Source organism: Providencia sp. PROV255, from assembly GCF_028478065.1.
GTDB classification, from domain to species: Bacteria; Pseudomonadota; Gammaproteobacteria; order Enterobacterales; family Enterobacteriaceae; genus Providencia; species Providencia rettgeri.
This window is the reverse complement of record NZ_JAMPMI010000021.1, coordinates 25,150-45,741: the sequence shown is the minus strand read 5'-3', so window position 1 is coordinate 45,741 and position 20,592 is coordinate 25,150. Positions and strand designations below refer to the sequence as shown.

5 protein-coding genes are annotated in these 20,592 nt (G+C 42.5%); 1 reads left to right on the top strand and 4 read right to left on the bottom strand.

The annotated features are described in order from the left end of the window. Positions 1–20: 20 nt before the first annotated feature. Together PR725_RS18275 and PR725_RS18270 are read right to left on the bottom strand one after the other, a co-directional pair. Entirely contained in the window at positions 21–1,247 is a 1,227-nt protein-coding gene (locus PR725_RS18275; RefSeq protein ID WP_117163018.1) for an RtcB family protein, read from the bottom strand. 3 nt (positions 1,248–1,250) lie between these two features. After that, the gene (locus PR725_RS18270) at positions 1,251–2,369 is read right to left on the bottom strand and encodes a slipin family protein (protein ID WP_272538071.1); all 1,119 of its coding nucleotides are present in this window, start codon (positions 2,367–2,369) and stop codon (positions 1,251–1,253) included. Positions 2,370–2,855: 486 nt separating this feature from the next. On the opposite strand from PR725_RS18270, the gene rtcR reads away from it, so the two are divergent. Beyond that, positions 2,856–4,439 carry an RNA repair transcriptional activator RtcR gene (gene rtcR / locus PR725_RS18265; protein WP_196724031.1) on the top strand — a complete coding sequence of 528 codons (1,584 nt, stop codon included), beginning with the start codon at positions 2,856–2,858 and terminating at the stop codon, positions 4,437–4,439. Positions 4,440–4,499: 60 nt separating this feature from the next. Here the strand turns inward: rtcR and PR725_RS18260 are convergent, their stop codons facing one another. Both PR725_RS18260 and PR725_RS18255 read right to left on the bottom strand, forming a co-directional pair. Next, positions 4,500–18,041 carry an invasin domain 3-containing protein gene (locus tag PR725_RS18260; RefSeq protein WP_272569938.1) on the bottom strand — a complete coding sequence of 4,514 codons (13,542 nt, stop codon included), beginning with the start codon at positions 18,039–18,041 and terminating at the stop codon, positions 4,500–4,502. Between the two features lie 363 nt (positions 18,042–18,404). Beyond that, positions 18,405–20,573 carry an inverse autotransporter beta domain-containing protein gene (locus PR725_RS18255; protein ID WP_196724028.1) on the bottom strand — a complete coding sequence of 723 codons (2,169 nt, stop codon included), beginning with the start codon at positions 20,571–20,573 and terminating at the stop codon, positions 18,405–18,407. Positions 20,574–20,592 lie beyond the last annotated feature (19 nt).

Genomic DNA, 20,592 nt, shown 5'->3' with positions numbered 1-20,592 from the left:
TCTCCTGTAACGTTTTATCGTTAACCCTTAACACATACCACTTGGCGTAGGGTATGAACAATTTCTACCAGTGATGATTGTGCTGCCATTACCGCGTCGATGTCTTTGTAGGCCATCGGTATTTCGTCAATCACATCACTGTCTTTTCGGCACTCAACATGGGCAGTCGCCATTTTTTGGTCGCTAACTGAGAAACGCTTTTTGGCTTCAGTTCGGCTCATTACACGGCCTGCACCGTGGCTACAGGAACAGAAACTTTCTTCGTCTCCTAACCCGCGCACGATAAAGCTTTTCGCCCCCATAGACCCTGGAATGATCCCCATTTGGCCTTTTCGAGCGGATACCGCACCTTTTCGTGTCACTAAAACGTCTTCACCAAAGTGCTGCTCTTTTTGCACATAGTTATGATGGCAATTTACAGCTTCTTGCTCTGTAATAAACGGTTTTGGAATTTCACGCGATAGTGCTTCTAACACGCGGTGCATCATCACTTCACGGTTATGGCGGGCAAAGTCTTGCGCCCAACCCACTGCTTCCATATAGTCATTAAAATGTACGCTTCCTTCTTCGAAATACGCGAGGTCTCTATCAGGTAAATTAGCAATATGCTGTTGCATATCTTTTTGCGCGAGTGTGATAAACAAGTTACCAATCGCATTTCCCACTCCGCGTGACCCGCTATGTAGCATCACCCATACACGGTCTTGTTCGTCTAAACACAGCTCAATAAAGTGGTTTCCCGTTCCCAACGTCCCTAAATGGTTATAATGGTTAGTTTGGCGCAGTTTTGGGTACTTATCGCAGATACGCTTAAACTCTGCATCTAAATGTGCCCAGTGGCTATCGACAATATCCGGTGTACGATGCCAAGCCCCTTTATCACGCCCATGTCGATGGGTGGTTCGACCGTGTGGCACTGCCGCTTCAATGGCAAAACGGATATTTTGCAGGCTATCCGGCAAATCCGATGCCGTTAAGGACGTTTTTACGGCAATCATTCCACAACCAATATCCACTCCAACCGCCGCAGGAATAATGGCCCCTTTAGTTGGAATCACGCTTCCAATGGTTGAACCTTTCCCCACGTGTACATCAGGCATCACAGCAAGGTGCTTGAAAATAAACGGCATTTTGGCGGTATTTTGTAGTTGTGTAACTGCTTTCGGGTCAACAGGAACCCCATTGGTCCACATTTTTACCGGTACGCCATTTTCTTGAGTTAATTCGTTGAATTTATTATTTATCATTATTTATTCCTTAATTTTTACTAATCCGTTTAATACTTGGTCTAATCCACCGTAAACAGAAATTTGGTCGATGCGATGCGCAATATTTTCTAAGGTTTCGAGCTCTTTCAAACGCAAGGCAATGGGGTTGTTTTCCATCACTTTAGCGGTGTTTAGCAGTGAGCGAGTCGCCGCGGTTTCTTCACGTCGGCGGATCACGTTTGCTTGTGCCGATTTCTCGGCTTCGACTACTTGGGATAAAATCGTGCGCATATCTCCCGGTAAAATAATATCTTTAACACCAATGCTATCGATTTCTAGGCCAAACTCAGTGACGCATTGCGCCACTTGAGCCAACATCAGCTCATCAATTAGTTGCTTGTTTTCTAACAGTTCATCTAAGGTTCGAGTCCCCACGATTTCTCTTATTGAGAATTGTAATTCACGATATAAATGTTCTACAGGCTGACTCAATTTTGAAAATGTCAGCAAAACATCCTGATAGCGCCAATTAGCACACAGATTGACGCGCAATGTGACTTTATCTTTGGTTAAAATTTCTTGCCCGCTGACTTCAAGTGATTGCAAACGCGTATCAATGATTTCAACCTCAGGTTTGTGGTTGATTTTCCAATAGCCGTAAGTTCCTGGTTGTAATAAATCTTGTATCTCACCATCAATTTTTAGCATACCGACATGCCATGCAGGTACTTGGCTAATCAAGGCCAACTCATTGCCTTTAATGCGTTTTTTACCCATTAAGCGGGCAACTAAGGCGGAGTCAATAACACTATTTTCTAGTGATTGCAGTTCCACTTTTAAGCTATTGCAATTTTTCCAATACAACCGACGGGTTGCTGGTGGCAAGATTTCTGCCAAGCTATTGTGCAAGTAAATAAAACCAATCTCATCATCAGCTAAAATGATGTCAATACAGTGCTCATCAACCCAATCAGAGTGAAATTGGCGTAAGTGGTCGGCCAATTTTTCATCAATGGCCTCATTGTCGAGGGTGAACAATGACACTGTCAATCGATTGAACCAGTCGTTTAAATGGTGCTCACCCGCTGTTAGTAATTGTTTAAAATTCCCATTTTTAGCGGTCAATGCGATTTGTCCTTGAGCGATATTGATTTTTTTCATTATTTTTCCTTTTTTATGGTTTATCCACCACTGAAGAAAAAAGTGAAGTGGTGAGGGGAAAAGTAGAGTGCCCAGTACGGCTGTCTAAATTTCTGCTCATCACTCGGCAAGGTTCTCGAGTGGTGGTTTTAAGCTTAACTTCAACTTAGTTTTATACAGTTGGATTTGTATTTTTTTCAGGAGTCGAACCTGATAGCTAGGCTATTACCAAGGTATCTTACTGACGGCGGCATACAGACCATGTAGTGACTAACGCCACCATGTCTGCACCGGTTGAACGCGAAGTTCAGACAATTTTCGGCAGTGGATAAATAGATAATTGCCAGAAGCGTGCCAACTTTGATGAAAATATAATAAATATTTTTATGTAATTGAAAAATAACAAATAAATATTTTAATGAAATTTTACTAACATTGAATGATGAAATGAATTAGGCTATTTATTATATTTTTATCTCGTCTTTTATAAATTTATATAAACTCATTATGAATAAAAAACGCAAAGTTGTTATTGGCGTACTGGGCACGGTACTCGATAGGCGAGGTAAAAAAGCCAATCGCTGGACAAAATGGCGCCCAACGGTAGGCTTGTGCCAACAACCTGATTTGGATATCGGTCGCTTTGAACTGCTACATCAGGTCAATGACTATGGCATGGCGCATCGGGTGAAGGAGGATATTGAGCAAGCCTCTCCCAATACCGAAGTGGTGCTGCATGAGGTGGATATTGCCGACCCGTGGGATTTCGAAGAGGTGTATACCTCGTTATTGGATTTTTCTTCAAGTTATCAATTTGATACTGACGACGAAGAGTATCTGGTGCATATCACGACGGGCACCCATGTGGTACAAATCTGTTGGTTTTTATTAACCGAAGCTCATTATTTACCTGCCAAATTAATCCAAACCTCTCCCAGCCAAAAGGGGAGAGAAAAAGACCCAATCGGCATTCATACGGTGATTGACCTTGATTTAAGCCGTTATACCCACATCACCAGTCGCTTCCAAACAGAGCAGCAACAGCAGGTATCCTTCTTAAAATCCGGGATTGCCACGCGTAATGCTGCGTTTAACACCATGATTGAGCAAATCGAGCGGGTGGCTTTGCGCTCAAAAGCGCCGATTTTACTCAATGGCCCAACGGGGGCTGGGAAGTCGTTTTTGGCGCGACGCATTTACCAATTGCGGGAAAGCCGCCACCAAGTCAAGGGGCGTTTTGTGGAAGTGAACTGCGCCACTTTGCGCGGTGATAATGCCATGTCGACGCTATTTGGCCATGTCAAAGGGGCGTTTACTGGGGCACTAAATGCACGAGGCGGTTTGTTAAAAGAAGCCGATGGCGGCATTTTATTTTTAGATGAAATTGCAGAACTTGGCCTTGATGAACAAGCTATGTTACTCAAAGCCATTGAAGAAAAACGTTTTTTTCCTTTTGGCTCCGACAATGAAATCCACAGTGATTTCCAGCTGATAGCGGGAACCCACCGTAATCTTGCAAAGCAAGTGGAATCGGGTAAGTTTCGTGAAGACTTATACGCCCGTATCAATATGTGGACCTTTGCCCTACCGGGCTTGCGTGACCGTCGTGAAGATATTGAACCCAACATCGATTATGAGCTGGCGAAGTTTAGCCATGACCAACAAAACCAAATTCGCTTTGATAGTGAGGCTCGCAGCCTGTATGTGAAGTTTGCCTGTTCCCCTCAAGCCCAGTGGCGCGGCAATTTCCGTGAATTGGGTGCCTCCATTAGCCGAATGGCGACCTTTGCCGAGCGCGGGCGCATTACTAAAGTGGTTGCCGAGGAGGAAATTAGCCGTTTGCAGTCTCAATGGCAGCCAAAATCAACCAATACATTTCCAAAGCAAATTGGTGAGATTGATTTATTCGATAAGCAGCAACTGGCAACAGTACTTGAAGTTTGCCGCCGTTCATCTTCCCTTTCCGAGGCGGGGCGTGAGCTGTTTGCAGTATCACGGCAACACAAAAAACAGCCCAATGATGCGGACAGGCTGCGAAAATATCTCGCCAAATTTGAATTGGATTGGGATGGGGTGAAGGCGGGGTATTGAGGGACGCTATATTGCTAAATCGTAGAAAGAAAAATCCCCGCCGAAGCGGGGATGAGGGGGTTAATATTCGATAATACAAAGTGTTTTTAGACTATGGTCATACCATGAGGCCTGCATGGAAATAACCTTGTCGGCAGTAAGACTCGCAGAATCATTTCCTGTCCAGTACAATCCTAGAACATTATGATAAGTATCTATTTTTTTCTGAGGGTTTTGAAATAACATTGCTATTTCTGAGTTATAGGCAGGACGGCCTCCATCAATGCTGCACCCAGAATCATCCATATGACGCTCTCTCGTGTCCGTAGGGTAGAAATATGTATTTATTGTTATCGTTGCGCGTATAGCTTCAAGTTTATGGCTGTTTTTATTCGGCCTAGCGGTTAATTTGATGACATTTTTTTGACGACTTGGTTTATTCTCTATATAAGGGACCAACTTGGTACCAAAGCCTATCACACCGGGATGGCTATTCTCCCATGTATAATCAGTATAATCCTTTGTTATTGAATAGAAATGAAAATACTGTTTGTAAATCATTGCGGTGGCAGGGTAGTCAATATGTTGGAAAGAATAGAAATAGATATCAATTTCCTGTTCGGTACCCACATGACCAATTGAATTAGAGTCAAGGGTTACCATTACTTTCTCTGCTTTTAAGTTCGAGATAGATGCAGTATACACACCTGATGCTGCGGTTTCTTTCATAACAGCGTTACTTAGGACTCCACTACTTGAAGTGATCTTTGGTTTTTTACCTGAGATAAGTACTCCATTTTTATTGATAAGCTTTAAGGTTATTATCGCCTTGTCTTTGCCATTACCTTCAACTGAATCGGTATCAACAGAGAATTCACTTTTCCCGCTGTCAAAAATAGGGGCGTCTGTTTGGATATTAATCTCTTTTTTTCCTGTTATTTTGGCTGGATTATTGATAATAACCGTTAATGTATGCTTTCCTTCAGTGTCAAACTTAACATTGGTTGAATAGTTTCCAAGTTTATCATCACTCCATACTAATGAAGATAAAGGTTGCTTATTACTCGATAAAGTAATGTCACTTGGACTGATATCAATAACACCGTTACCATTTTTATCTCGTAATTGGAGTGTCACTTTAACGGTATCTCCAGTTTCTGCGGTGTCTAAAGTGTTTATGTGAATAACTTCAACACTGTTTGCGCCTTGCGGAGCCATAAATTCGATCTCGATAGGTTTTATCAAACGGTTAGTATTAACTACCACATCTAATTGATGTTTACCGACTTTCGTCGATTGCCAATTTGTGGTGTATTGCCCATTAGAGTCTTCGGTCCAAGTGATACTTTTTTCTTTGCCATTATGTGTTAATTGAATATCTTGATTAGCAACATTAATAACACCATTACCGAACCTATCTTTGAGTTGTAATGTCAGTGGAGTATCCACACCTAATTTGGCCGTTGCTGGCGTAGTTAATTCAACTTTCGCGATATTTTTAGCGCCTTTCAGTGGTTTCACATCAATGTTGATTTTTTTTATCTTACCATTTACCTCAACCGATAAAGTGTGTTGTTTAACTTTCTCTAAGGTTATCTGAGCGGTATAGACACTATCGTGTAATGGTGTTTTCACCCACGATGCTTTCGTGATAATAGTATTATCGCTATTTTCGAGCTTCATGTCTTTCGGGGCAACATCTGCCACTTCATTGCCATATTTATCAAGCATGGTGAGGGTTAATTTAGTGCTCTCACCTGCACTCATTGAAGTTACTGCAGGAGTTGATTTAATCTCATTAACATTGCTAGCCCCTTTCAAGGCTTTCACCGTGACTTCCTTAGTATTGGCATCTTGTTTATTCACCGTCGCGGTTAATGTGTGTTTACCGACTTTGGTTAATGGTAAGGTGGCTTTATACACGCCTGTCGATACCTCATGCCAAGCAATACTGCGGCTATCAATAATTTCTGCGCTATTATTATCGGTTAACACAATATCAGCCCCTGTGACGTCAGTCACCAAATTGCCATATTGGTCTTGTAGTTTTAACGTTAAGTCAACTTTTTTACCGGCATCAAGCGTGTTGGTGTTGGTGGAAAGTGCTGCGGTTTTCACCACATCTTTGCCACTTGGGTCAGTTGCTTCTACGGTTTGAATGCGGCTTGGTTGCTTATTGACAGTGGCTTTAAACTGGTAATTATCGACAGTTTTTAACTGTTGTTTAGTGGTATAGACGCCATCTTGTAGGCTATCCCATTTTACGTTAACTGGATTATCATTTTTGGTGAGCTGAATATCACTTGCATTGATACCAATAACACCATTATCAACACTGTCTGTTAGCGCTAATATTAAGGTCACCTCTTTCCCAGCTTCAAGAGTACCTACATCGGTTTCAAGAGTGGTTTTATGGACGTTATTTACACCTTTGGCTGGGGCAACGGTTAGCTCAAGTTTATCGCTGAGCATGTTATCTACGGCAACTTGAATAGGCTGCGAGTGTAACTTGTTCATAGTGAGTTCTTGAGAGTAAAAACCATCTTTAAGTTCTTTCCATATGGAGGTCGATTGCAAGTCAGTTAATAACTTCAATTTCGATGATGCCCCAGTCAGCTTGTTACCAAACTTATCTTTTAGTCCGACTTTTAGGGTGATTTTATCGCCTGAATTTACTGTATTATTTTTTGCGTTGTGGGTGATAGACATGGTGTCTAATGAGCCACGCAAACCATCTTTATCATAAGAGTTAATCAAAATTTCTTTTGGTGCTTTGACGTTCCAATACACCGTTTTTGACTTGCCGTTGACGCCGATACTGATTTTATAGTTACTCGCTTTAGCCGCAGGGAGCTGAGCGATATATCTATCTATGTTGTTTTTTTCCATAAATATAATATTTTGCTCTTTATCATCAATTTTCATTTTGATATCGCTACTGCTAATATTTTTAACTGGGTTGCCATATTGGTCAGTTAAACTAATGGATAATGATGATGGTTGTCCTGCGTCACTGTCGGATATCGGTGAGATAGTGATTGTTTTTACAGCATCTTTACCAGTTGGTGAATTGACCGTGACAGTGGTTGTATCTGTAAATTTACCAATACCCGCACTGAGAGTATGCATTTTAACGTCACTGAGCATGATGGTGGTGGTATAGATACCTAAGCCATGGTTATCTTCATCCCAGACAGCGGATATTTTATTATTACTGTCAGTGAGTGTGATCGTATTATTATTGAGGTGAATAACTGGGTTGTTATCTCTATCAGTGACTTTTAAAGATAACGTAACGTTATCGCCTGCCGTTATGGTGCTCAAGTTTGTTGTTAGCTGAACCTTATTGATCTGGCTTTGGTTAGTCGATGGCTGGGCGTTAATCAATACCTTTTTACTTTGTATTAGGTTAACAGTTGCTTTTAGGGGGTGAATTCCTGCAATTGCGACCGTTGTTGACGCAGTATAGGTTCCATTCCCTTTTGATAGCCAATTTAAACCTGTGAGGTTTTTCTTAATATGCGCATCATTTATGGTGATATCTTTCGCCGTGACCCCTTCAACACCATTACCCCATTGGTCGGTTAATTGAAGTGTCAGTTCCGTTTGGCTTCCTACGGTCAGTTGATTGGTGCTGGCTTTGAGCTCAACAGTTTTCACTTGTGTTGGGTCAGTTAATGCGCTGACATTAATCACCAGTGGGGCATTTGCTTGGTGGTTAACGCGACTGACAAAGGTGTTTTTCCCTTGCTGATGTAATGGGAGTGTGGTGGTGTAAATACCGGACCCTTTCTCTAACCAAGCCAGTTTAGGAACAAGCGTATGGTTATGTTCTAATTGAATATCGTTGGCTTGTACTTTTTCAACACCATTACCATGGATATCAGTTAATGTTAATTGCAGTTCAACTAACTCTCCCACCATAAGAGTTTTGTTCGTTGCCTTTAATTCCACATTGCTAACAGCAGATTGCCCCTGTGGCGCCTCAACATTAATAACCTGTGATTGGATAGTGTTATTGACAGTAACCTTTAACGTATCAGAGCCTAATTTACGCAATAATAAGTCGGCGGTATAAGTGCCATCCGCATGGTCTTTCCATATGACAGGTCCTGATTGCTGGTGAGCAGTCACAATACTGTTGCTAGAAACCTCTTTTAGCCCATTACCAAAGGCATCTTTCAACGTGACGATGAGTGTAACTTTCTCGCCAGCTTTATGTTTACTGGTTGGCGCTACATTCAGCAATACTTCATTAACGACTTTGTATTGGCCTTTCTTACCACTCCCATCCCTAGCAACAGCAGCAATTGGCACTGGTTTGCTAACATCAAATAATTTTTCGATTGAAGTGACATTTTGAGTTGGGATAGATGCAACCATATTGTGTGAGCCACTTTGCTGTCCGGGTAATGTCCCAACGTATTTGCCCGTAGGGACTTGAGCAACTTGCATGGAAATTGGTTGTTGCTGATCGACGGTAACGGACAGGCTGGTAATATTGGATACCGGGTGCCCATTTGAGTCAGTCAGGGAAAAGACAATCGTACTGTCAGAACCTGCAGCTACGGGTAAAACATGGACAATTTCAACATTATTGACCTTGCTTTTCCCTTCATTGTTATGAACCGTAATCTCAACAGGGAGGCTTTTCTGTTTATTGACGATGGCCGTTAAGCTGTCTTTACCTAGTTTATTTAACACTAAATCCGCGGTATAAGTGCCATCGTTGCCATCAACCCAAGCCACCGGACTTGTTTGACCATGAGTGAGTGCAATTTTGGTGCTTTCAACGCCTGTGAGTTTATTATCAAACGCATCTGTTAAGGTCAGTGTCAGTTTAACGGTTTCTCCTGATTTGTAACCTTGAGTTGTAATCGCCTGTAATTCGACGGTTTTCACCACGCCTTGCGTCTCAGCTTTACCTGAACCATCAGTTTGAGTTGCTTTAATGGTTGTGGCAGCCTTAACGACCCAACTTTGTTGGTTTTTCTGTTTATTAGCCGTGACTTTAACGGTGTAACTGCCTGCTTTACTTGCCGGTAGTGTCGCGTTGTAAGTGCCTTTGGTGCTAGTTTCAGTGAACTTAATGTCTGCTAATTTATCGTTGATAGTGACTTTAATGTCATTAGCTATCTGAGTCACACCTTGTTGATGGGTATCTTGAATTTTCACGGTAAGATTGCCCGCTTTCCCAGCTTCTGACGGGGCGATAGGGTCAATGATAACCTTATCTACTTGATTGACTTGGTTGGTATTTTCCACCGTAATGTTTACGGTTGAACTCTCTTTCTGGTTAACGATGGCTTTTAGCGTGCCACTTCCCAACACTTTTACTGGTAATGTTGTGGTATAGTTGCCGTTATTGTTATCACTCCATGTCACTGTACTACCTTGATTTTGTAGCAGAGTGATGCTGGTAACGCCTTTAAGTGGGTTACTAAACTTATCCTTTAAGGTCACGGTCAGTTGTAAGTTATCGCCTGATTTGATGTTAGTGTCTGGTGTTACAGCCAGTGTGACATCATTGACGACACCACGTGCTCCTGCTGTTCCCCCACCATTTGATGCTGCGGTGACGGTATCAGGTTGCTCCACAGTGAGAGGTTTTGGCGTGGATGGGATTTTATTGGCGGTGATAACCACATCATAAGGCCCCGTTTGTTGCCCTGGTAATTTCCCTGTATAGCTGCCATCCACTTGTGGAGTCAACGCGATGTTTGTTGGTTTTTGATTACCGATGGTGACATCTACGTTTTGAATACCTTCAACCAAGTTGCCTTGAGCATCGGTCAATACAACCGTAAAGGTACTTTCTGCACCTGCTGTTGCATTGGTGATATCAGTGATATCGACTTTATGGATAGCCGTGCTGGCTGATTGCTTGGTGACATTGATTGGAACCGCTTTGCTTTCCAGTTTATTAACGGTGGCCACTAAGCTATCTTTGCCCAGTGTTTTCAACACTAAATCCGCGGTATAAGTGCCATCTTTGCCGGTTACCCAAGCCACCGGACTTGTTTGACCATGAGTGAGTGCAATTTTGGTGCTTTCAATGCCTGTGAGTCTATTATCAAACGCATCTGTTAAGGTCAGTGTCAGTTGAACGGTTTCTCCTGATTTGTAACCTTGAGCTGCAACCGCCTGTAATTCGACGGTTTTCACCACGCCCGTTTTACCTTCGGTACCCGAACCATCAGCCTTAGCGGCATTGATGGTTGTTGGCGCCTTGACTTCCCATGGTTGTGTTGCTGTTTTTTGACCAATCGCGACGTTAACGTCGTAACGGCCCGTTTTTTGTGCGGGTAATTTGGCGGTATAAGTGCCCTTTATTTTGCTATCTTCAGTCAATGTGAGGGGGAGTAGTGCTCCGTTGAGGGTGAGTTTTATCTCATCTTTAAGTAAGACCACACCATGGTCATAGATATTCACGGCTTTTAGGGTGATGGTTTGCTCTGAACCTGCTGCTGATGGGGCAATCGGTTCGAGCGTCAGTTGGTGAACTTGAGCCGCTTGATTCGGGCTGACCACATCAATACTAACCATGTTGCTCTCTTGGCTGTTCACTGTGGCTTTCAAGTCATTGTTGCCTAATTGGCTTGATGGCAATGTGGCGGTATAGCTGCCGTTATTGTGGTCAGTCCATGTCAGGGTAGCATTTTTGTTGTTGTGCTGTAGCGCAATGCTGGCACTGCCGACGCCTTTTAGTGGGTTGTTAAAGCTATCTTTTAATGTGACCGTCAGCTGCAAACTGTCACCCGATGTGAAATTGCTGTTTTGGGTTGCACTGAGTGCCACACGGCTGACCACACCGCGCTGGCCGTTTGTGCCACCGCCGTTTGCGCTTGCGGTGACGGTGTCCGATTGTGCCACGGTGAGTATTTTTGGCGTGGATGGGATTTTATTGGCGGTGATAACTATGTCATGATCCCCCGTTTGTTGCCCTGGTAGAGTGCCGATATAACTGCCATCGGTTTGTTGCGTCACAGCGATATTTGGCAGTTTTTGATTATTAATGGTGACATCCACGTGTTGGACGCCTTCGACCGAGTTGCCTTGCGCATCGGTTAATGCAACCGTAAAGGTACTTTCCGCACCAGCGGCAATAGGGACAATAGTGAGGATCTCAACCTTGTGGATCGCTGTACTGTCTGATTGCTTAGTGATATTGATCAGAAGCGTGTTGCTATCCTTTTTATTGACGATGGCCGTTAAGCTGTCTTTACCCAGTGTTGTTAACAGTAAATTAGAGGTATAAGTGCCATCTTGTTGAGGCACCCAAGCTACAGGACTTGTTTGACCATGAATGAGTGTAATGTTACTTCCGTCAACGCCTGTGAGCGGGTTATCAAACGTATCTTTTAAGACCAGAGTCAGTTTAATCGAGTCACCTGACTTGAAGTCTTTGGTTGGTGAAACAGTCAGTGTTGCGCGCTCAATGACACCGCGAGAACCTGATTTACCACTATGGTTAACTGCAATAGGCATTGGAGCATTCACGGATAAGGTTGATTCTGTGGACTTAACGCCACCAACAGTGACGTTGACTTTCTGAACTCCTGATTTTTGGCCTGAAAGGATACCGGTATAAATCCCTTTGGTGGTGGTTTCAGTGATCTTAAGTAACGCTTCAGCGCCATTGATAGAGACAACTGCGTTACTATCTATCCCTGTAATAGGTTGGTTGTTGGCATCAGTGAGTGCCAGTGTGATGGTACTTGTTTCACCAGCCGCAGGTTTAGTGATGCTTTTTATTTCAACTTGTTTGATTTGTGTCGCGGCAGTGGCATTCCCAACATTAATGTTAAGTGGGGAAGTGGTTATTTGGTTCACTTTCACTGTTAACGAGTCTTGGTCAATTTTTGTCAGTGGCAACAGAGCGGTGTATTCACCGTTCCGTAGGTCTGTCCAAATAACAGAACTCTGCTTAGATTGTTTATGTGTTAATTGAATACTAGCGCTACTGATCCCTTCAAGGGCGTTACCAAAGGCATCCTTAATTGACACGATTAATTGTAATGATTGGCCTGACTTTAGGTCATTGGGTGATGACGAGTCCAATGCAACGGTTTTAACCACACCACGTTGATTTTCTGTACCACTGCCATCTTTTTGGTTAGCGCTGATCGTCCTTGCCGTTTTAACGGTCCAAGGTTTTGATACGGTTTTTTTATTAGTTGTCACATTAACGGTGTATTTGCCCGTATTTTGTGCAAGTAATATTCCTGTGTAAGTCCCTTCTTGAGTAAGTGATTCCGTTATAGCAATGGGTGTCGGCAGGCCATTGATATTTGCCATTATCATACTGTTAATCGCGGTGACAGGGTGGTGGTAGCTATCAGTAACTTTCACTGTGATAGTTTGTTTTTCACCCGCTTCACTTGGCGTAATTGGTTCAAGTTCGACATTAGCCACCTTGTTGATATCAGTCGAATTACTCACGGTAATGGGGATGACTTGTGATTTATAACCGTTAATCGATGCCGCTAAATGATTAGAACCTGTTTGTGTTAATAGCAACGAAGTCGTGTAAGTACCATTACGATTATCTAACCATTTTAGCGAACTTGCTTTATATCCATCCAAGATGATATTACTAGGGTCGATAGCGGTTAATAGATTATTAAATGCATCAGTTATGGTCACGGTGATATTCAGCTTATCACCCGATTGCAGATGAGTGATATCACTGGTCGTCATGGTAATGTTATTGATAACGCCTTGTTCGCCACTATTACCTGTTCCGCTTGTATTATTCGAGTTTACTGAAGCTGGTTTTTTCACTTCTAAAGTATCTTTAGCGGAGCCTTGGCTATTCACCGCGGCAGTAATTTGATAGTTACCTGTTTGCATGGCTGGCAGTGTGACGTCATATATCCCCGGTTTCCTTTCTTTCGCAGGCAATGTGTGCTGTTTGTTATCAATATTAACGATAATTTCAGTTTCGCTGACCACTGGGTTGCCGTTTTTGTCTGTTAATGCGACAGTCAAGGTGCTATGAGAGCCCGCATCCACTTTTTCTATTTTAGTTATTTCAACTTTGCTGACTTTATCTTTCCCTGCGGCGTTGCTAATTTGAATTTGTTTTACGGAGGTTTTATGGCTGTTAATTGACGCAATTAAATCTTTCGAACCAAGTTCAGTTAACGTGATGGTCGCGCTGTAAGAACCATCGCTGTTATCTTTCCAGACTGGCTTGCCGTTAAATCCGCCAAGGGTAATTGTATTCGTATTGAGCCCAGTTAAACCGTTATTAAAGGCATCGGTGACGGTGACGGTGATCTCAAGTTGATCGCCAGACTGTAAGTTGTTGGTATTGCCCGTTGTCATGGTAATACTATTAACCACGCCTTTTTCTCCCGGCTTACCTGTGTTATTGGGTTTAATTGGCGTTGGTGGGGTAACCACTAAAGTTGTATCAGTTGAGCCCTTACCATTCACACTCGCGCTAATGTTGTGATTTCCTGCTTGTAGTGCGGGTAGTGTCACTTCGTAAATACCGGGGTTACCTTCTTTGGCAGGACGTTTATGGGTTTGCCCATCAATATTGAGGGTAATTTCTGTTGCGCCAACCACGGGGTTGCCATGTTTATCGGTTAACGCGATAGTGACTGTACTGTTTGTGCCTGCTGCCGGTTTTTCTGTTTTGATGATGTTGACTTTATCAACATGGGATGCCCCTGTGGCATTATTGACCTGAACTTCGGTGTGTGGGCTGTGGCTACCATTGACGGAGGCAGTTAAATCATTGCTACCAACGTCGGTTAAGGTCAACGTGGTGGTGTAAGAGCCATCGCCATTATCTACCCAGTTTAAGGTATTCCCTTTGTGTTTACCGATATCGATATTATCGGTATTTAAACCCGCCAAACCGTTACCAAAGGCATCCGTTACTGTTACCGTGATTTCAAGAGGATTATCGGATTCAAAACGGTGAGTGTGATCAAGTGCGATCGTCACCTTATCAATAACACCTTTCTCACCTTGCTGGCCTGTGCCGTTTGAGTTATTCGGGGAAATCGGTTTTGGCTGCTCAACTAGTAAGCTTTCTTTGATTGATACAGTATTATTTACACTCGTATGGATATCATGTTTGCCCGCTTGCAGTGCTGGCAGCGTGATTTCATAGATACCCGGTTTCCCTTCTTTCGCGGGTAAAGTGTGTGGGTTGTTATCAATATTAACGATAATTTCAGTTTCACCGACTACTGGGTTGCCGTTGCTATCGGTTAATTGCACAGTCAGAGTGCTGTTTGAGCCTGCAGCAGGTTGCTCTGTTTTGATAATGGTAACTTTGCTGACTTTATCTTTCCCTGCGGCATTGCTAACTTGAATTTGTTTTTGTGGACTTGCAGTGCCATTGATGGAAACAGTGAGGTCATTATTACCGACTTCGGGGAGTGGCAAGGTGGTAGTGTAAGAGCCATCACCGTTGTCAACCCATGTCAATGTATCGCCTTTATGTTTACCAATATCGATATTATTGGTGTTCAAGCCTGGTAAGCCGTTATTAAAGGCATCGGTGACTGTGACGGTGATCTCGAGCTTATCGCCAGATTGCAGGCCGACTGTGTTACCTGTTTTGATCTCGATTTTATCGACAACGCCTTGTTCACCTTTTTGCCCTGTACCGTTTGGATTTTGGGGGTTAACAGGTTGTGGCTGCTCAACAATTAGCAACTCATTTGGTGATTCTTTCCCGTTAACAATAGCGGAAATATCATGGTTGCCCGTGAGTTGCCCAGCAATAATAGCTTCATAAATACCCGGAGAGATTTCTGTTACTGGCAAAGTGTGTGGCTGATCATTTATATTGACAGTAACTTCAGTTTCACCAACCACTGGGTTGCCATGTTTGTCGGTTAATTCGAGGGTAATGGTGCTATCTATACCTGCCGCTGGTTTTTCTGTTTTGATGATTTTGACTTTATCAATATGAACAGTTCCGCTGGCATTATTGACGAGAACGTCAGTTTTTGAACTCGTAGTACCATTGATGGTGGCGGTCAGGTCATTGTTGCCGACTTCAGTTAATGGCAAGGTGGTGGTGTACGAGCCGTCACCATTGTCCGTCCATGTCAGCGTATCGCCTTTATGTTTACCGATATCGATATTATCGGTATTTAAGCCTGATAGCCCATTACCAAAGGTATCGGTGATGGTAACGGTAACCTCAAGAGTATCCCCTGATTGTAAACCATGGGTTTTGTTTGGGGTGGTGACGATATTATCAATAACGCCTTTTTCCCCTTTTTGGCCTGTACCGTCCGTATTGTTTGGTGAAATGGTTTTTGGTTGCTCAACAATCAGCGTCTCAGGGGGAGAGGTTTGCCCATCAACAGTGACGGTGATATTTGGTGTACCGCTATGCTGTCCTGGTAATTTCCCTGTGTAAACTCCGCTACCCGGAAAGGTTTCACTAATTATTATTGGGGTAGGTTTACCATCGATATTGACCGTGACAGTACCATCAGCCCCCGAGACGGCATTGCCATGTGTATCAGTTAATGAAATTTTGATGTTGCTGTCTGTACCAGCCTCGGCTTGTGAGAGATCTAAAATGGTGACATGGGCTAGTTGGCCAAACACGAAATGCGTTTCTACCGTTACATTTTGTTCATTCAGTGTTGCTGTTACTTTAACAGGCCCTGCGACTTGGCTTGTTACCTCAACGTCAGTATTGCCTTGTTCATCGGTCGGGCTCAATTGTGTGGCATTGGCATTTATCGCATCAAGTTGCAGCATGGCACCTTGAATTGGGTGTGAGTGATTGTCGGTGATATGGAATTGAATTTTATTTTTAGATTTTCCATCGGCAACCGCATTATCACTAAGAACATTGAAATGATTAATATGTGCTTGTTGCGTATCGGCAATAAAGAAAAAAGCGGTTTCAATTGGTACGCCGCCATTTGCAACGGCTTGAACTCGGTGTTCACCCATGGTCAAAGAGGTGAATTGAACCGAAGCTTCTCCTTTTATATTGGTGATAACTTTATATTTTTGTTTATCCGTTGATTTAGCGGCCTGCATTTTTTTATACAGGTTCTTGAAAGCCATACTTGAAGATGTGGCTTTTTGTGTGACCAGCTTTAGTTCAGTCGGTAAGGTAAAGGTTACGGTTGAATCCGGTGCTATATTGCCTAAAACATCTCTGGCAGTAACTGTTAATACATTGATATCTTGTCCATTGGCGAGAGAGTTTCCTTTTTTAATGACCTCGTTATGCTTAATCGATAGTACCCCTGAGTTGGTTACTTCAACGAAGGTTGAGGCTTGTGGTGTAATGCTTCCCTTGCTATCAGATGCCGTTACCGTGAATCGGTAAAGGTTGTTTTTTTTCCTTTCCTGCTCAGTCATAGCGACTTTGTAGGAAGGGAGTTTGATTTTTGTCAGAGCACCATCAAGGATGATTTCTCCTCCCGCCATTAAAAATTCGGGGGCATGAATGGTCAGTTTGTCTAACGGATATTTGGTATTGAGGGCATTGATTAAAGGTATCTCATCCCCAGTTTTCCCTTGGATAATCGCAGGTAGTGATAGAGTTATCAGCGTTTTCTTTTGGTATTCCAGTATGATGTTATTATTACGATTAACAAAATCATAGCGGCTACCTAATAGGCGACGAGAGTCACCAACCTTAGTAGGGTCAAGTTGCTCTGCGAGGCTCTTACCTAGTGCCCAAGTGAACTCTAATTTGGCATTAGTTTCACTTAATCCACCACTGATTTTTTGTTCTGCGCTTAAAGTTACCAGTGAGAACGGGGTCCAGTTCACCCCAATTGTGGTGGCGAGCGGGTCTTTTTGGCGCTTATCTTTACCGAATAGAGCAACATCGTCGCCAAAATACTGCTCAAATTTAAGATTTCCGCCAATATTGGGGTAAGAAGGCAACCAGCCCTCAGCCTGTAAATCCCATCCATTAGCAGGGCGGGCATTGTAGTCATTATTTAATTCAGAAGCACTACGCCATTCTGATGCACGTAAATAGGTATTGGCGCTTAGTTTTAAGAAATCTTGTGCGTACTCGGCTCCGAAACCTAGGCGAGAGTGGTAGCGAGATAAGTCATGATCAAAAAAGGCATTGACGCCCATCATGCTCTTAGGTGTAAAGCGACGAACCCCAATACCATTATTGGTCTGTAGCCTGCCATCAGTGCGATGAATATTATGTTGGGTAAACAATAATAAATCGGTACTGTCATACCAAGGCACTAACCAATCTAATTGGGTATTTTTAATGGATAATTTTTTATCTACGTCAACACTGAATTTGGCATTACCGGTTTTAGATAACCAACGATTTATTTCATCTGTTGCTGCGTTTGTGACCTTACTGCGAGCGAAGTCCTGCGCCATATCTGCAAGATCCGCTGCTTTTTTCTTATCAGAGATAAAACGCGCGGCGCTTTGGCTATATTCAGCAATAAGCTTCTCTGTTTTATCATCATTGGTTAGTACTGGGTCACTCCCCAGAGTCGGTAGGTCATCAGGTGTTAGCATTTTTGCATAACTTGGCATAACCGGCATGATGGCCGAAGACCATATTGCAGTTAAGAGGACAAAGCCATTTGAGATTTTATGTCTCAGTGTTTGCTTTATAGTTGACGTAGCGGAGTTCATTCAATTTATTCCTAGTTTTATTAACTTGGCTATTGTTGAATGCTTATACAGGTAAGAGCTTGTGAATTAGTTTGACTTAAACAGAAGCGAAAATTACAAGGTGGAAAATCGTAGTATGGGCGGCTTTTATTGATAACGCTGAAAAATAACCTCCTTGCCTATATAAAGGTGTTTTTTATCGGCTGAGAATAAATCTTACTTGAATAAAAACAATTAATTAGATTATAAAAATACAAAATACTAACATTAGAATATGGCTTTTAAAGGTTTGTTAAAGTACAACATTTGGTGGGTATGATAGTAAATTTAGTCGCGATTCAATAAAGCAATAAGCTAGATTCAGTCTATTTTATACGGAAAGTATTATCCTATTTTTTGAAATAACTGCCTTAGCAAACTTAACGGCGTGCGTGTAGGACTGTTTTGCTCATTTATTGGGGATTTGAAAAGAGTTCCTGTGCTTGGCTGAATATTTATCGCAGATCCATTCCTTTGAAAGTTAACTTGTATTGTTCTACTATCGCCATTTAGGGTTGCAATGATATCTATAGAACCTTCAACTAAGCTACTAACTTCTAATTCCGTATTGCCATGTTCATCAGTCAGCTTAGCTGGTGAGATAATGCCATTTGGCGCTTCAAAATGAACAAGCGCGCCAGCAATGCTTTGTCGGCTGTTATTCACAATATGCAGTTTAATTTTGTTTTTACTGATCCCGTCTGCCATTACATTGTTTTGAATGATATCAATGCTACCAATAAATGATTGGTTAATATCGGGTTTAAAGCTATACATCTCATTTATTTCTGTACCATGCTCAGTCTTTGCTTTTATTGCATAACTTCCTGATATAAAAGAGGTGAACTGAATAGAAGCTTCACCTTTACTATTGGTAACGATGCTATACGGCTGTTCAGAAACGGATTTCGCCGCTTGGGCTTTCCACATAAAGTGATTTAGTAGGGAATCGTATCCTGTATTTTTTTGATCAATAGATTTAAGACCTGCAGGTAATATAAAGTTTACTTTCGCATTGGGTACAGGGTGGCCAAGAGCATCTTTAATTACTACGGCGAATGTATTTGCATCTTTACCATCAGCAACGGCATTGTTTCTTTTGGCGGTATTTGCATGGCTGATGGTGAGAGTGCCTGTGTTAGTCACTTCAATTAACGTTTCCGCTTGCGGGGAAATATTTCCGTTGGTGTCATAAGCCGTCACGGTTAAACGGTAAAGGTTGAGTTGTTGATTTTTAATGGTGTCGTTGGCAATTTTATATGACGGTAGTTTGACTGAACTTTCTATGCCATTAAGGTGGATTTCTCCTCCTGCTGCAACCAATTCAGGCGCTTCTATAACAACTTTGTCTAAAGGGTATTTAGTGGTTAAGTTGCGGATAATAGAGAGCTCTTCTCCTGTTATTCCTTGAATAACTTTCGGTAATGATAATGAAATTAAGGTTTTCTTTTGGTACTCCAACACAATATTGTTATTACGATTAACGAAATCATAGCGGTTGCTAGGAATATGGCGGGTAGCTTCTATCGCTGAAGCATCAAGATGTTGCGCTAAGCTTTTCCCTAACAACCAATTGAATGCAATTTTTGCACTTGTTTCATTTGCGCCACTACTGCCCATTTTATGTTCTGCATTTAGCGCGAGGAGGGGGAATGGAGACCAATTGATGCCGACAGTCGCCGCCATAGGGTCTTTCTGGCGCTCATTTTTACCAAATAAAGCCACGTCATCGCCATAATATTGCTCCAATTTTAGGCTCGCCCCTAAATTAGAATAAGTGGGCAACCAGCCTTCAAATTGAATATCCCAGCCGTTAGCAGGGCGCGCGTTATAATCATAAGCTAATTCGGATGCACTTCGCCAAGTCGATAGCCCCAAATAGCTGTTCACACTCATTCTGGCGTAATCTTGTGCATATTCTACACCAAACCCTAATCGTGAATGGTAATGGGATAAATCATGATCAAAAAAAGCATTCACCCCGACCATGCTATTTTGCTGGAAATGACGTAATCCAATACCTGTATTGGTTTGTAACCGACCATCAGTGCGATGAATGCTGTGCTGAGAAAATAGCAATAAATCTGGTTGGTCATACCAAGGTATTAACCAATCTAATTGGGTATTTTTAATTGATAATTTTTTATCAAGGTTAAGATTGAATCTAGCATTACCTGCTTTCGATAACCAATGTGTTATTTCATCAGTCGCGATATTTGCGGCTTTATGGCGTGCATAGTCTTGCGCCATCTCTGCCAAATTTTTGCTGTTTTTTTCTGTAGCAGCAAAATTTGCGGCATTTTGCCCATATTCTGCTAAAAAACGTTCAGTAGTATCTTCTGGTTGGCTTTCTTCAAATTGAATGGCATGACTACCGAGTGTCGGCAAATCGTCCAAATGAGGGATTTGGGCATAACTTGGTGCGACAGGCACAATAGCTATTGAGCACATAGCCGTAGAGAGTACCAAACGGTTCGGTAGCTTGGGTTTCAATTTTGACGAAGGGGCATTCATCGGACATATTCCTGATATC

Coding starts and splice junctions, on each gene's coding strand:
- PR725_RS18255 (WP_196724028.1), bottom strand. CDS start 20,573: ATGAATGCCCCTTCGTCAAAATTGAAACCCAAGCTACCGAACCGTTTG.
- rtcR (WP_196724031.1), top strand. CDS start 2,856: ATGAATAAAAAACGCAAAGTTGTTATTGGCGTACTGGGCACGGTACTC.
- PR725_RS18260 (WP_272569938.1), bottom strand. CDS start 18,041: ATGAACTCCGCTACGTCAACTATAAAGCAAACACTGAGACATAAAATC.
- PR725_RS18275 (WP_117163018.1), bottom strand. CDS start 1,247: ATGATAAATAATAAATTCAACGAATTAACTCAAGAAAATGGCGTACCG.
- PR725_RS18270 (WP_272538071.1), bottom strand. CDS start 2,369: ATGAAAAAAATCAATATCGCTCAAGGACAAATCGCATTGACCGCTAAA.